At 33.2% G+C, this 15,114-nt stretch carries 16 protein-coding genes and 1 tRNA gene; 4 read left to right on the forward strand and 13 right to left on the reverse strand.

What is annotated here, in order from left to right; genetic code table 11:
- Positions 1-196: 196 nt before the first annotated feature.
- The 4 genes from OOT12_RS05760 to OOT12_RS05775 all read left to right on the forward strand — a co-directional run bounded on the left by OOT12_RS05760 (position 197) and on the right by OOT12_RS05775 (position 5,000).
- On the forward strand, positions 197-1,267 hold the full coding sequence (locus OOT12_RS05760) for a methyltransferase domain-containing protein (RefSeq protein WP_264374614.1): 1,071 nt from the start codon (positions 197-199) through the stop codon (positions 1,265-1,267).
- A 48-nt stretch (positions 1,268-1,315) separates the two neighbouring features.
- Positions 1,316-3,100: a ribonucleoside-diphosphate reductase subunit alpha gene (locus OOT12_RS05765; RefSeq protein ID WP_264374613.1), complete on the forward strand. Its 1,785-nt coding sequence runs from the start codon at positions 1,316-1,318 to the stop codon at positions 3,098-3,100.
- Between the two features lie 57 nt (positions 3,101-3,157).
- Positions 3,158-3,625, forward strand: coding sequence for a Holliday junction resolvase RuvX (gene ruvX, locus OOT12_RS05770; protein ID WP_012482000.1), 468 nt, complete (start codon positions 3,158-3,160; stop codon positions 3,623-3,625).
- Between the two features lie 166 nt (positions 3,626-3,791).
- The gene (locus OOT12_RS05775) at positions 3,792-5,000 is read left to right on the forward strand and encodes an ankyrin repeat domain-containing protein (RefSeq protein ID WP_264685251.1); all 1,209 of its coding nucleotides are present in this window, start codon (positions 3,792-3,794) and stop codon (positions 4,998-5,000) included.
- A 185-nt stretch (positions 5,001-5,185) separates the two neighbouring features.
- Here OOT12_RS05775 and ruvC read toward each other — a convergent pair whose 3' ends face one another.
- The 13 genes from ruvC to pheS all read right to left on the reverse strand — a co-directional run bounded on the left by ruvC (position 5,186) and on the right by pheS (position 14,457).
- Positions 5,186-5,683 carry a crossover junction endodeoxyribonuclease RuvC gene (ruvC, locus tag OOT12_RS05780; protein WP_012481999.1) on the reverse strand — a complete coding sequence of 166 codons (498 nt, stop codon included), beginning with the start codon at positions 5,681-5,683 and terminating at the stop codon, positions 5,186-5,188.
- Positions 5,684-6,511, reverse strand: a complete 828-nt coding sequence (locus OOT12_RS05785) for a cytochrome c oxidase subunit 3 (protein ID WP_264374611.1) — start codon at positions 6,509-6,511, stop codon at positions 5,684-5,686. It lies immediately after the preceding gene.
- 47 nt (positions 6,512-6,558) lie between these two features.
- Positions 6,559-7,218, reverse strand: a complete 660-nt coding sequence (locus OOT12_RS05790; RefSeq protein WP_264374610.1) for a TenA family protein — start codon at positions 7,216-7,218, stop codon at positions 6,559-6,561.
- Between the two features lie 39 nt (positions 7,219-7,257).
- Positions 7,258-7,923 (reverse strand): TenA family protein, encoded by a 666-nt coding sequence (locus OOT12_RS05795; protein ID WP_264374609.1) that lies wholly within the window; start codon positions 7,921-7,923, stop codon positions 7,258-7,260.
- A 109-nt stretch (positions 7,924-8,032) separates the two neighbouring features.
- Complete coding sequence (metK, locus tag OOT12_RS05800) at positions 8,033-9,199, reverse strand: methionine adenosyltransferase (protein ID WP_264374608.1); 1,167 nt, start codon at positions 9,197-9,199, stop codon at positions 8,033-8,035.
- A 39-nt stretch (positions 9,200-9,238) separates the two neighbouring features.
- Positions 9,239-9,315 (reverse strand) — tRNA-Ile (locus OOT12_RS05805).
- 8 nt (positions 9,316-9,323) lie between these two features.
- A complete protein-coding gene (rpmA, locus tag OOT12_RS05810) occupies positions 9,324-9,593 on the reverse strand; it encodes a 50S ribosomal protein L27 (RefSeq protein WP_264374607.1) in 270 nt (89 codons plus the stop codon).
- A gap of 10 nt (positions 9,594-9,603) precedes the next feature.
- Positions 9,604-9,906, reverse strand: a complete 303-nt coding sequence (gene rplU / locus OOT12_RS05815) for a 50S ribosomal protein L21 (RefSeq protein WP_015588327.1) — start codon at positions 9,904-9,906, stop codon at positions 9,604-9,606.
- Between the two features lie 218 nt (positions 9,907-10,124).
- Positions 10,125-10,598 (reverse strand): P44/Msp2 family outer membrane protein, encoded by a 474-nt coding sequence (locus OOT12_RS05820; RefSeq protein WP_264376500.1) that lies wholly within the window; start codon positions 10,596-10,598, stop codon positions 10,125-10,127.
- Positions 10,599-10,832: 234 nt separating this feature from the next.
- Complete coding sequence (locus OOT12_RS05825) at positions 10,833-11,303, reverse strand: P44/Msp2 family outer membrane protein (RefSeq protein WP_264376501.1); 471 nt, start codon at positions 11,301-11,303, stop codon at positions 10,833-10,835.
- 235 nt (positions 11,304-11,538) lie between these two features.
- Positions 11,539-12,099: an outer membrane protein gene (locus tag OOT12_RS05830; RefSeq protein ID WP_264376502.1), complete on the reverse strand. Its 561-nt coding sequence runs from the start codon at positions 12,097-12,099 to the stop codon at positions 11,539-11,541.
- 78 nt (positions 12,100-12,177) lie between these two features.
- The gene (locus OOT12_RS05835; protein ID WP_264374606.1) at positions 12,178-13,413 is read right to left on the reverse strand and encodes an NTP transferase domain-containing protein; all 1,236 of its coding nucleotides are present in this window, start codon (positions 13,411-13,413) and stop codon (positions 12,178-12,180) included.
- Positions 13,414-14,457 carry a phenylalanine--tRNA ligase subunit alpha gene (pheS, locus tag OOT12_RS05840; protein WP_264374605.1) on the reverse strand — a complete coding sequence of 348 codons (1,044 nt, stop codon included), beginning with the start codon at positions 14,455-14,457 and terminating at the stop codon, positions 13,414-13,416.
- Positions 14,458-15,114 lie beyond the last annotated feature (657 nt).

A 15,114-nucleotide genomic window follows, 5' to 3' on the forward strand; every position in this document is an offset into this window, starting at 1 on the left:
CAACGCCTTTTTACACAAAACATTTACCTATTATTATCAACAACAATATACCAGCAATCTTAAACAGTACAATCTGAGAAATATTCGACATATTGATATGTACAGAAAAATTAATGAAAAAGATATTTTGTAAGATAAAATGTGTTAAAATTAGTTACCTAAAAATGAAAATGAACATTTGGAGTATTTCTAATGTATGAAAAGTAATCTATCTTTTATAAAAAACTTTGCTTTAAATTGTATATCTAAGCTCACTGGCTTATTAAATATTAAAAAAGTAAAAAATTTCATTATGGATAGATACAATACTCTCCATAAAGAAATTGTAGTGTTTCTTGAAAAATCTAAAAACCTGTTAAATACCAACATTGAAATCGGGTTATATCACTTCTATAAAGGTAATATATCAGATGCAAAGTTAAGATTTTGGTTAATTAGCATATTCTACCCCAATTTACCTATAATCTGGTATAATATTGGAAGATGTCATTTTGCAGTAGGAAATACTAATAGAGCTTATAATTATTTAACAAAGACGCTAAAATTAGATAGTAGTCACAAAGAAGCTTCTTACTACTTAAAAAAAATAACAAACACATCAGATATCGTAGAATTGCCTGAAAATCTCATAAAACAATATTTTGATTACACAGGTGAATATTTTGTTGAGCATTGGCTAATTGCCAAACAATACAGAGGGCATGAACTCGTACACATGATAATTACAAAAGTCTTTAACAACTCCACTTCTAAACTGAATATACTCGACCTTGGTTGCGGTACTGGAATATGTGGTCACTTCCTAAAAATAAGTAATATTAGAAGTCGCATAACAGGAGTTGACATCTCAAATAGAATGCTCAATATTGCAAGAGGATGCCTTATAAAAGGTAAACCTGTTTACGATGAGTTAATACATACAGAAATGAAAGAGTTTCTTAAACAAGAGAAGAACCAGCAGTATGATGTAATTATCTTTGCTGAAGTGCTACACTATCTACATGATTTTCTAGCAGAATTGGAACTAGCAAAAGGATTGACAAACAAAAAAGGGGTTATTGTATGTTTAGTAAGAAGAAAGGAAGGTAAAGGTATTGACTTTGTAAACAAAGGAGATTATTTTCGTCATTCAGAAGATTATATTCAGCATGTTGCAAAAGAAACAAATATGCAAATAAGTCAAATGAGTTACTGTAAAATATATGGCAGTCAGGTTGATGGTATCTTATTTGCATTACAACATCCACAAACAAATTCAACAACTTAATCGAGAAATCGCTCAAATAAATTTCTATATTATCATAAAAGGAGCCTTATGAATTACATTACTATTAATTACGCAAAAGATAGTAAATTAACCGATTTTGGAAAAGCAGTTCTATTGGATAGGTATTTAATAGAAAATGAAAGTTATCAAGATCTCTTTATACGTATTGCTAATTACTATTCTGATGATAGAAAACATGCACAACGTCTTTATGATTATATGAGCAACTTGTGGTTCATGCCTTCAACACCAATACTTAGTAACGGCGGTACCAAAAGAGGATTGCCTATTTCCTGCTTTCTTAATGAAACTGAAGATAGCTTGAAGGGAATAGTTGATCTATGGAATGAAAATGTTTGGCTCGCTGCACGTGGTGGTGGAATAGGTAGTTATTGGGGAAATTTACGTTCAATTGGTGAAAGTGTCAAAGGTAGCGGTAAAACATCAGGAATTGTGCCATTTATCGTAGTACAAAACGCTCTGACGCTTGCAATCAGCCAAGGATCCTTAAGAAGAGGAAGCTCAGCAGTTTATCTTCCTGTATGGCATCCAGAAATAGAAGAGTTTCTAGATTTACGTAAGCCAACTGGTGGTGACCCAAATCGCAAAGCATTAAATATACATCATGCTGTAATAGTAACAGATAAGTTTATGCAAGCTGTTGAAGATGATCAAGAATGGGATTTAATAAGCCCTCATAACAATAAAGTTATTTCAACAGTAAAAGCACGGGATATATGGATTAAAATATTAACAGCAAGAGTTGAAACTGGAGAACCTTACATTATTTTCCTTGATGCAACAAATAACAATAAGCCAGAATCTTACAAAAAGCTCAACTTAGACATCAAAATGTCAAACCTATGCAGTGAAATAACTTTAACTACAGGTTACGATCACCTGAAAAAGTCACGCACTGCTGTATGTTGTTTATCATCCGTAAATCTTGAATACTACGAAGAATGGAAAGATAATGAGCTTTTCATAGAAGATATAATGCGTTTTCTTGATAATGTATTAGAGGATTTCATAAACCACGCACCAAATGAAATACAGCGAGCAAAATATTCCGCAATAAGAGAGCGTAGTATCGGTCTTGGTGTGATGGGCTTTCATTCATTTTTACAAAGTAAAATGGTTCCTTTTGAATCAGTAACAGCCCAACAATGGAATAAAAAAGTATTTAAGCATTTGCGCGAGCAAGCGGATGTAGTTTCTAAAAAATTAGCAGAAGAAAAAGGGCCATGTCTTGACGCTAAAGAAATCGATCTAATGGAAAGGTTTACACATAAGCTCGCTATTGCTCCAACTGCCTCAATTTCGATTATCGCAGGCAACACTTCTCCTGGAATAGAGCCGTATGCAGCAAACGTATTTATACAGAAGACACTTACAGGTTCATTTGTAGTACGAAATAAATTCTTGCAAAAACTACTAGCAGAAAAAAATCAAGACAATGATGAAACATGGTCCTCAATTTCAACAAATGAGGGTTCTGTTCAGCATTTAGATTTTCTTAGCAAGCATGAAAAACTGACATTTAAAACAGCATACGAACTTGATCAACAATGGATCATAGAACATGCAAGTGATAGAACTCCTTATATTTGTCAATCTCAATCAGTAAATCTGTTCTTACCTGCCAATGTGCATAAACGTTACTTACACAAAATACATATGCTTGCTTGGAAAAAAGGATTAAAAAGCTTGTATTATTGCAGATCACAATCAATGCAGAGAGCTGACAAGGTCTCACATGACATATTCAAAAAAAGTGAAATATTGCAACAAAAAACAGATATTAATTATGATGAATGTCTATCATGCCAGTAGACTGTACATAACTTACTGTCACAAAAATACAATTGTACAAAAGTTATGTTTTCATAGATGCTACATAGAAATCCAGATGAATTTCTAAAGTCTATTCCAAGAGATAAACGTATAATGTGCCTTGATATGGGAGAAAAACAAATAGGCATAGCATTTAGTGATAAAACACAGCTTATAGCTACAGCTCATAGTATATATTATAGAAGAAATATGAGCAAAGATTTAGGTTATCTAAATAGAGTGCTTAAAGAAAATGAAGCTGGATCAATGGTAATAGGACTACCATTCACAATAGATGAACAAGAGACCGAATGGTGCAAAGTAATAATCCAGTTTGCAAATAAAATAATAAAAAAATGCAAAGTACACATATACCTACAAGACGAAAGTCTATCAACATCTCTTGCAACTCACGCACTAAAAATTACTGGAATATCAATCACAAAATCAAAAAAAATAGATGATAAAATTGCTGCATGTATTATTCTGCAACGAACATTGGATAAGATAAATGCAATTAAATAGCTATTGGTTCCGTTTCTGTCATTTTTTTAGCTTAATTCACAACACTAACTATTAAACAAGAGAGAGATATATTAAGTTATTATAATTATAAATGAGATAATTAATCTAATTATTGACAATATTAAAAATATTGGTATAATTTAAGCATGTAAATGAGAAGATAACTATGAATGAAACCGTGAAACAGCTCATAAAAAATACTCAACCTTCATTAAAATACTTTACAGAACCGTCATCAAAGCTAGATGAAAAGAAGTTTAAAGAAATATTGTATAAACATCTTTCGTTGCAAAATCATGAATTTGGTGCACATAAAGAAAAAATTGATCAGATTGTTAGAGAAAGTTACCAAGATTACTATGATACGTGTGAATTAGTAAGCAAGGGAATGTACTATGTGTACAGAATATACTATTGTGAAGAGAATGGGAAACTTGTGGCCCGTACCCTCAAATATCTTGCACAGAATAAACTAAAACTTAGCAAGTACACAGAGATTTGCTATTTACAGGAGGAAGGGCAACTTAAGCTTGTTAGAGAGTTTGAATCTCCTCAAAGTTATCAAAAATTTCAGAGAACTGGCGGAGATCTTGGATTAGTAATATGTCGCTTTCAGTTCGATAATAACCATATTAAATTGTTATCTCCAGAAAAATATGATATGCCTCGCTTTACTGGTGGTAGTATTACAGCTGCTATAAGTGACAATACTCAGCTTATGATGGATATATCAAATTCAAACAGCAAAAGAATTGGATATCTCATTAATCAAACCAAAAACATTAATAAGTATAACCTACGATATGGAAATAATCCTATTCTTCTTTCTATAGCCAAAGGCTACAATCATGCCAACACTGAACATAAAGGCCCTCAACCCTCATTACAACAAAAAAACATTATAAATAAATTACTAGAAAGAGAAGATCTTGATATAAATTGTATTCATCTCGGTAACGGTATGACACCTTTACATATAGCATGCCTGAGGGGCGACTCTTCCGAGCTAATACAAAAATTATTGGATAAAGGAGCTGATTTAAACGCTGTTGATTATTACGGAAACAAGCCTAATGATCTGCTTAGTTATAGTTATGAAAAGGTCCAGATAATTATACAAAATATGACTGGAAATTATAAATTTGGTGGTAAAGAGCATTCTTATATAAAGCTGCGTGAAGATCAGTCTTATACTGCAACATTACCGACTCGAGAAGAAAGAGAGAGCAATATTCAAGAAATAAGAAAGATACTGTCCAAAAATAGGTCACGAGAGAAAGAACAGTCATCCACAAATTCCAGCACAATAGGTAAACCTTTAGCAACAAAAATAAATAGTTTACAAATTGAAGCTAAAAACTCCGTAGAAAGATAGTAAAGCTTAAACAGATAAAAAGTGAATCGCAAATAGTGATTCACTACTTGTCTTCATTATAGATAGAAGATAGTTATATTATTGCTGCAGCAATTTCTGCTATATTCTAAATCTGATAACTGATATGTATTTATAATTAGATGCAAGATTTCAAAAATCCACGCCTTACAAGTTTAAAATTTGAATTAACTACCAATTCCCATAAAACAAAAATTTTTCGTATAAGCATGACAAATTGCTGTAGCAAGAGCATCAGCAGTATGGTGACATTTTATATTTGAGCTTTTAACTATTTGCTTGACCATAAATATAATCTGACCCTTATCAGCATGACCATTTCCAGTAATGCTCTTTTTTATATAGTTTGCATCATATTCATTCATGGGTAAATCCGTCATTCGTAATATTAAAATTGCAATTGCTCTTGCATATCCTAAAGTTAGCGAAGATTTTGGATTCTTATTAATAAAAATTTTTTCCACAGCAGCTTCATTTGGAGAGTATAGGAAAATTACTTTCTTTAATTGTTCAAAAATTATATGTAGACGTTCACCTACACCCAATTTACCATCAGTTGATATGGTACCGCCACCCAAAAATTTAATATTATTCTTTTCTTCCAGTCTAATAATGGCCCAACCAGTCTTACTCATCCCTGGATCTAGGCCTATTATTTTAATCACTTAATAAAGGCTTAACCAATAAATAAACAGAAATAAAAATATCCATACTAGATCGACAAAGTGCCAATACCAAGAAGCAAACTCAAAGCATAAGTGATCTTGAGGTGTAAATTGACCTTTTCGAGCTCTAAATAAGCATACTGACAAAAATATTATTCCTATTATAACATGCACACAATGAAACCCAGTAATCATGTAAAAGTTAGATGTATAAATAAGTTTTTCTCCTGTTTCTCGCAAAGAAAAACTTGCTTCATGATATTCGATTGCTTGCACTATTATAAAGAACATCCCAAGCAATATAGTTATAGACAGCATTTTAATCATGCTTTTTTTATCATTTTCAAGTAAAAAATGATGTGCTGAAGTAATTGTTGTACCAGAAAGCAATAATATTAGTGTATTCATAAATGGTAACGACCACGGATCCGGTGGTAAAATCCCTTCAGGGGGCCATTCAACTTTTTTTGTAGGAGAAAACGCTTCAAATAAAAAAACCGGATCAAGCCAGGCTTTAAAGAATGAACAAAAGAACGCTATAAAAAACACAACTTCCGAGAGGATAAATAAGTACATTGCAAGCTTGAGTCCATGTTTTACAATGGCAGTATGGCATTTATCATAAATTGCTTCTCTTATTACATCTCTCCACCAATAAAACAGCACTCCTGATACCGCAGAGATTCCCAAAACTAAACCAAATATTCCAGAAATTTGTTTATGGAGTGTACCAACTAATCCAAGTGCAAGAACAAGAATTGCTGCTGATATAGCAATTGGCCAGGGACTTGGGTCCACTAAATGAAAATCATGTTCTTTACTTTTCATATCATCTTCAAAAATACGTATTAAGCATACAAATTAGCTTAAAATTGTCAATATTTCTTAGGAAATTGATTAAATCTTGAAAAATTATATGCGCTGTTCCAAAAGTCTAACTCAAATTGTGCAGTTATTTTAAATAATTCAAGCATTCTGGTCCTTTCACTTTCCCTTACTTTGTTACAATACTCGTCAACAATACCTTCCAAAGCAACACATCCAGATTCCATCAAGCTACTGCCAAAAAAATCAAGCCAATCCTTATACCTATTATTTTTTTTAATTTTATTTCTCATACTATTAACAACAACTTTATATATAAAATGGCAAGAGTAGAGAACTGTTACAGCTTCATAAACGTTACTATATGAAGTAGACAAAAGAAAGTTAGTAAAATTGAAACACTCAAGCGACTTTTCTCCACGATTTATGGAATACACAGCAAAGTAGTGGTTGTATAACACTTTCATAATCTCTACTACCCCTTTAGCCACCTCAATAAATGGAACAATGTTGTTACAACTCTCCATTTTTGATGCAATCATTAAAACAGTACGAACATAATCAGCTAAAAAGAATGCATCTTGTTGTATATAAAATTTGAAGTTTTCTATATTTAAAGTATTATTTGCTAATTCAACATTGAAAGGATGCTCAATAATATCCTTTAAAAGATTTGACCCATAATAGCTCTTAATTATACCACTGAACATCACATAAACTAGAATATAATTTAGTGTTAATACTACAGACTATGCTAGAGAATACATCTCATCCCAAAACATTATTTCTAGCTCTAGACCTCTCTTAAAAAACTCATGCATCCTTCTTTTTTCACAATCTCCAGCTTTCTTATAAAATTTATTCGTAACATTAGTAAACTCATCAATTGCAGCATTCATTGCTTTGCTATTGTAAATATTGACCCATCCTTCGTACTTGCTATTTTTAACCTCATCGAGTGTTAGCTCACTCATCATATTATGTAGAATGATTTGGTATATGTTAAAGCAAGGGTAAGATGCTGATAAAGCTTCAGCAACAGAACTGTGATATGCAGCGCGCATGAAAAAGTCAGTAAAGGCAGAACAGGATCTTGATTTTTTGTGATTATCAGATAAATCACAATCTCCAAAATGTTCTTTATATTGCCTCCGAACATCAAATGTTCCTCTTGCCACATTTATTAAGCTGCTCATTATTTCAATGTCATGAACTTTAGCTGCAATAATCAATAAAGCACGAGTACAGTCCACTAAATATAAAAAATCCTGCTGAAGATAAAATTTGAACTTTTCATAATCTAGCGTATTATTCATCAACTCAACATTGAAAGGATGTCCTTTTATTTTTTCAATAAGACCAGATGATTCTTTTATAGCAATATCATAAAATTCTTCTTTTGGTTTGTCGGACATCTTGCAAGCCTCATAAATATTAAAACTAGTATAGTTACTAAAGAGTTACTTACAATTTATAATAAGTTATTATATAAGTATCAAGCTAGAAATAAAAGAGTTTAATAGTTTAAAGAAATTCTCTCTTTTCTTCTTCTATATTAAATTCTTTACAAAAATCAGTAGATAAGTCCACACCTTCCCAAGAAAATCCACCATCACTTTCTAACTTTTTACCAAAATGCCCATAGCAGGCTGTACGTTTATATATAGGACGATTAAGTGATAAATGTCTGATTATGCCTTTAGTTGATAAATCTATGTTACCTTCAATAAACCCTTTAATCCTCTCTTCATCTATTGTATTCGTGCCAAATGTATCAATGTAAAATGAAGTAGGTTTTGAGACACCAATTGCATAAGAAAGCTGCACAAGACAACGTTCAGCTAAACCTGCAAAGACAATATTTTTAGCAAGGTATCTCGCCATATAAGCTGCGGATCTATCAACTTTTGTTGCATCTTTTCCAGAAAACGCTCCTCCACCGTGTGGAATATAGCCTCCATAAGTATCAACCATAACTTTTCGTCCGGTTAATCCACAATCACCAACTGGTCCACCAATAACAAATCTACCTGTTGGATTGACTAAGAGATTTTCTTTAGGGCACATCCACCCTTCAGGTAAAGATGAAGCTATGTAAGGATAAATTATTTCCTTCACTTTCGATTGACTCAGATCCTCAAGATGCTGTATTGAAACAACAATACTTTCAGCACGCACTGGAAGGTTATTCTCATACGCCAAAGTGATTTGCGATTTTGCATCCGGACCAAGCTTTACCTCTTTGACCATACTCATGATATTTCTCAGAATCGAGTGTGCATAAAAAATGGGTGCTGGCATGAGGCTTTCTGTCTCTATTGTTGCATAGCCATACATTATGCCCTGATCCCCAGCACCTTGATCCACACCTATTGCAATGTCATTTGATTGTTCATGTAGTAATATATTTACTTTCACTGTTTCCCAGTGGAAACCATCATGCTCATAACCAATATCTTTTATTGTATTCCGTACAATACTTTCAATCTTGCTATTTTCAATGTTCGGCCCAAATACTTCCCCAGCTATAATAACATTATCTTTAGTAACTAAAGTCTCTATTGCAGTACGAGAGGAAGAGTCATTAAAAAGGTATTCGTCAAGTATTGCATCTGAAATCTGGTCTGCTACTTTATCTGGATGACCGGCTGCTACTGATTCACTGGTTACTGAATTCTTATGTAAAACCATCGTTTAGTTACACAATATCAAAACTATTGCAAATTTAAATGGTGGGTCTGGGAAGAGTTGAACCTCCGACCTCACGCTTATCAGGCGTGCGCTCTAACCACCTGAGCTACAGACCCGTATCTATTCAAGCCAAGGCTTGCATATCATCTGTAGGCACAACATCAATAAACGTCTTTTTATTTGCTGATTTTCTAAAACTCACCCAGCCTTTCGTTTTAGCAAAAATCGTATGATCTTTACCCATACCAACATTCTTTCCAGGATGAAATTTTGTACCTCTTTGACGTACAATTATGTTACCTGGAATAACCCCACCATTCTTCTTTATCCCGAGCCGACGCCCTGCCGAATCTCTACCATTACAGGAACTACCACCTGATTTTTTAGTTGCCATATCTTACCTCTTACTTTTGAAGACTAATTTCATTGATACGAAGAACAGTAATATACTGCCTATGACCATTTTTCCTACGGTAATTTTTTCTTCTCTTTTTCTTAAAGATTATAATTTTTTTATCTCTACACTGCTCCAGTACTTCAGCTTTAACAACAGCATTAGATGAACAAGATAAGCCATTACTTGAAACACAAATCACTTTATTGATTTCCACTTCCTCTTTTTCTTCAGCTTGTAATCTTTCTACTTTAATTATGCTGCCTTTTTTTACTAAATACTGCTTTCCACCAGTTTCGATTACTGCAAACATGACAAATATCAATTATTGTTATTAACACTAATCGTAAATGATGTTACACATACTGTCAATATAAATAAAAACATGAAATACTTCTACCTTTATCTGCTTTTCCTCGTGGAGAGTAGTCAAGTTTTAAAACTTGACTACTCTCAAATTCTCTTAGTCTCATGAAAACTTTACGACGTTAACAAAAACTCAAGCTTTCACTAAAAACATTCAATCGGAGCTTACAAATTAAAACTCATTCCAAGTTCAAACCCATGAGAAAACTCACTGAACTTGTGAAGTTTGTAGCCAGCAAAAACATTCGTTCTCTCAGAAAGTGGAAGATTAATACCAGAACCTATCTGGTAGGAAAAAAATCCTTCTTGTTTTTGAGACATTGCAATAATGCCTCCTGTGCCAAAAGTAATATAAGGAGTAATATCCGTACTTTCAAATTGATGATGATAATGAAGCTTTGCCATAAGTCCCAACTCTAGTCCAGCAAGGTTATACTGACTATTGAGAATAGTGAGAATAGGTTTAACTACAGAACCAACCGAAATTTTAACACTATCTGTATAGTGATAACCAAGATCATAATTAACACCAAGATTGCCATATGACGACGAAGTATAGATTCTATCTCTAATCCAATCAACTCCAAAAGACGGTGCTGACAGAGAACAGCAGACTACTAAAGTAAGTAATTTTTTCATTTTTACCCTCTAACCATGAATATACGCATATATACTCACAGAAAAGTTAAAAATTACATAACTTACATAATAAAATCGGAATCACTTTCTTAGCTACTTGCCTTTCTTTTGCAATTGCCAAACTTCTCTTTGTCACATTTTGTTACCTACCGCAATCATCATTTTAGCCTATATCACTTGCTTTTTTTCAACAAAAATTCAAACCAGACTTCACTAAAAACATTCAATCGGAGCTTACAAATTAAAACTCATTCCAAATTCAACCCCATGCGAAAGTTCATGAAACTTCTGCAGCTTGTAGCCAGCAAAAACACTTGTTCTCTCAGAAAGTGGAAGATTAATACCAGAACCTATTTGATAAGAAAAAAATTCTTCTACGTCTGGCCCTTGATTTTCTGAAAGAGGAATTTTAGCAACTCCTCCTACACCAAAAGTAACATAAGGAGTAATATCTGTATTTTCAAATTTATGATGATAATGAAGCTTTGCCATAAGTCCCGCGTCTAAAATCCCTTCACTCATAACAAGTTTAACTGCAGGACCAAATGAAATTTTAATGCTATCTGTACAGTGATAGCCAAGATCATAATTAATACCAAGCATGCCATACGACGAAGAGGTGTAGGTTCTATCTTTAACCCAATCAACTCCAAAAGACGGTGCTGACAAAGAACAGCAAGCCAACAAAGTAAGTAACTTTTTCATTTTTATCCTCCAAAGATTAATATATGCATATACAAGCATATAAATATTAAAAATAGTATAAATTGCAAGTAAAAAATTGGAATTATTTTATTTTTTTTGTTATTTGTCTTTCTCTTGCAATTGCAAATTGGCATATCTTTCACTATCTGCTGCAATCATCATTTGAGTCTACATCACTTACTTTCGCTTCAATATAATTTCCCACTAGCCTTTACTAAAAATATTCAATCAGAGTTTACAAATTAAAGCTCATTCCTAGCTCAATTCCATGGAAAATTTTATGAAACCTTTGCAATTTGTAGCCAGCAAAAACACTTGTTCTTTCAGAAAGTGGAAGATTAATACCAGCACCTATTTGATAAGAAAAAAATTTATCATTGACTATAGTTTTGAAAACCTCTGCCAATAGGGTACTTATGTTTCCACCTACATTATCAGCTCTACTTATTTTAGGTTTAGCCTTCATTGTACGAACTATAACAGTACCAACACCAGCAGTAATATAAGGAGTAATATCCGTACCTTCAAATTTATGATGATAATGAAGCTTTGCCATAAGCCCCATAACTCCTCCAAATTCTTCATCAAGAGTAGGTTTGATTACAGAATTAATAATAGGTTTGATTACATAGCCAACTGAAATTTTAGTGCTATTTGTATAGTGAAAACCAACATCATAATTAACACCAAGCCGGCTATATGACAAAGAAGTATAGATTCTATCTTTAATCCAATCAACTCCAGAAGACGGTACTGACAGGAAACAACAGACCACCAAAATAAGCAACTTTTTCATTTTTAACATGTATATTGATATACATGTATACTAATGCATATGTTAAAAATAACATAATTCGCGTAATAAAAATTAGAGTTATTTTATTTTCTTAGTTATTTGCCTTTCTCTTGCAATTGCAAGACTTTTCTCTGGCACATCCTCTACTATAACGCTACCTGCTGCAACTAGAGAGTCATCATGAACATTAAGCGGTGCAATTAATGAACTATTGGCACCAATAAAACAATTGCTTCCAATATTTGTTTTATGTTTCTTTTTCCCATCATAATTACAAATAACGGTACCTGCACCTATGTTACTCCCCTGCCCTACCTGAGTATTTCCTATATAACTTAAATGCTTTATCTTAGTATTTATACCTATATCACTTGCTTTTGTTTCAACAAAATTACCTATGATTGCACCATCACCTATTGTTGTATTTTCACATTTGGCAAATGGACCAACCCTAACACCAGATCCTATTTTTACTCCAGGACCAAAAAAAACGTATGGGTAAACAATCGAATCCATACCAATTTGCGTATCAAGAGAGAAGAAAACAGTTTCTGGAGCAACAAGCGTTACTCCAGAGTTAGTGAAAAACTTTCTTTTTTCTTCTTGAAAGTAAAACTCAGCTTTTACAAGGTCATTCCTATTATTTATACCAGTTGCCTCCTCTTCGTCAGCAGTAATATAGCCGACATTTAAATTACTCTTTACTGCAATGGCAACGATATCGGTCAAGTAATATTCATGAGCTTGGTTATTACACTCTATTTTCTCCACCAATTCACGTAGATTCTTTTCACGTGCAACCATTATTCCGGCATTAGCAAGAAATTCCTCATCATTATTTCTACCATTTTGTGCTTCTACGATTTCTCTTAGGGAGCCGTTCTCAATAATTAGTCTACCGTATCCTTTATTATTAGTTTTAAACCCAAGACAAACTAAAGCATTGCTCTCTCCTAAGCAGCTTATCATTTTAGTTATTGTGCTGCTTTTTATTAGTGGAGTATCCCCATACTGCACAACAACTATATCTGACAATTCTTTCAGGTTTCTCATTGCAATTTTGACTGCATCCCCTGTACCGAGCGTTGACTCTTGTGTAATTAATTTTATATCCTTAAAGCATTCCAGCCTTTGAGTTAAAGGCAAATCGACTACAATAACTATTTTTTCAGGATTCAGCTGCTTTGCATTGTAAATGACATGCTCAAGCATGGAGAAATTACCTATTTTGTGCAGAACCTTAGGCAAGCTTGAATTCATTCGTTTACCATGCCCAGCAGCAAGTACAACAAATGTATAAGATTTATTTGTCACTTATCTTAAAGACAAAAAATGAAAACCATAATGGTTGAGCCAACTAACTCTATTGTCGTAAAAGCTCCTTAGATCACTAATTTGATATTTCAGCATTGCTAGCCTTTCTATACCAATCCCAAATGCAAAGCCACTGTATTTAGTATGGTCTATTCCAACATTTTTAAAGACATTTGGATGCACCATACCACATCCAAGTACTTCAATCCATTTACTACCTTTATAACTTATGTCCACTTCTGCAGAAGGCTCAGTAAAAGGAAAAAAACTATTACGAAAGCGTATTTTTAGACCTTTATCTCCGAAAAATTTACTAAGGAAGCGATGAATAGTAAATTTTAATTGGCCCATATTGACATTTTCATTAACATAAAGCCCTTCTATCTGATGAAACATAGGAGTGTGAGTTGCATCAAAGTCATTTCTGTATACCCTGCCTGCAGCTACTATTTTAATTGGAAAAGCTTTTGTCTTTTCCATAGTTCTAATCTGCACAGATGAGGTATGAGTGCGCAGCACCATTCTTTTATCGTTTATTTTATTCTTTAAGTAGAAGGTATCTTGCTCCTCTCGCGCAGGATGATGACTTGGAGTATTTAGCGCATCAAACACGTGAAATTCATCTTCAATATCAGGACCATCAACTGCTTTGAAGCCCATATGTGCAAAAATGAGCTTTACTTCACTTATAACTTTGCTCAGTGGATGAATCTTGCCAATTCTTTCTGGTCTGACAGGCAGTGTGATATCAACTGCTTCATTTTGCAGTTTTAACTTAACTTCTTTATCTTTTAGTTCATTTTCTTTGCTTGTTATAAGCTGGTCTATCTTATTGCGTAAAACATTAATCACTGCACCTAGGTCGCGTTTTTCTCCTGCATCATCTATATTCTTTAAGTCATCGAAATAAGCTTTTACTACACCCTTTCTCCCCAAGTATGACAACCTAACTTTTTCTAAATCCTGCAAAGAAGCAGCATTTTCAATCTCAGAAACTGCCTTATCTTCAAGTAAAGGTATTTCACTTATTAGCTCTTTGTTCACCTTAAAAACGCTAGCTTAAACTTTCATTATAGTGAAATCTTTAATATCATCAATAAAACTATTCGCATAAAAAGTTGTCATCCAAGCACTCTCCTTCTTGTCATTCCAGTGCTCTCTGTGGTGTCATCCCAGTGCCCAGACACTGGGATCCAAGTTACTCACAAGCAAACTAGCATAGAAAGTGGTACAACGTTTTCGATGAGATTGCAGAAAGTATGGATTCCAGCATCAAGTGCTGGAATGACATCTCTATAGGACTCCTAACTAATCCAAAATATTAAAAAATTTACCAGGCGAAAAAAAGGCAAAAGAATCCCCCAGTAGTGAGTTTTATAATGTAAATTGGCATTGTAATAATGTGCTAACGCTTATTTAAAGCGCGTTTTGGCTGAATGTAGAAAAAATAAAAAAGACATGCAGCCGCTATAATTTTATGTAATCTGCCAATATATACCTGAGTTTTTTACTGAATTTTGTTATTAAATCTGCAGAGATTAAAAACAAGGATAAATACTCTTATTGTCATGATAAGGAAACTGATGAGGTTTGTAAAGTAACTTCTTCTGCTCTTATTGAATCCAACGCGCCGCTGTTATGCAAGGGCGCTATAATTATTAATTTATTGACTAATTATGTTTTTTATTTCACTCTACATTA

Source organism: Wolbachia endosymbiont (group B) of Parapoynx stratiotata, from assembly GCF_947250635.1.
GTDB lineage: Bacteria > Pseudomonadota > Alphaproteobacteria > Rickettsiales > Anaplasmataceae > Wolbachia.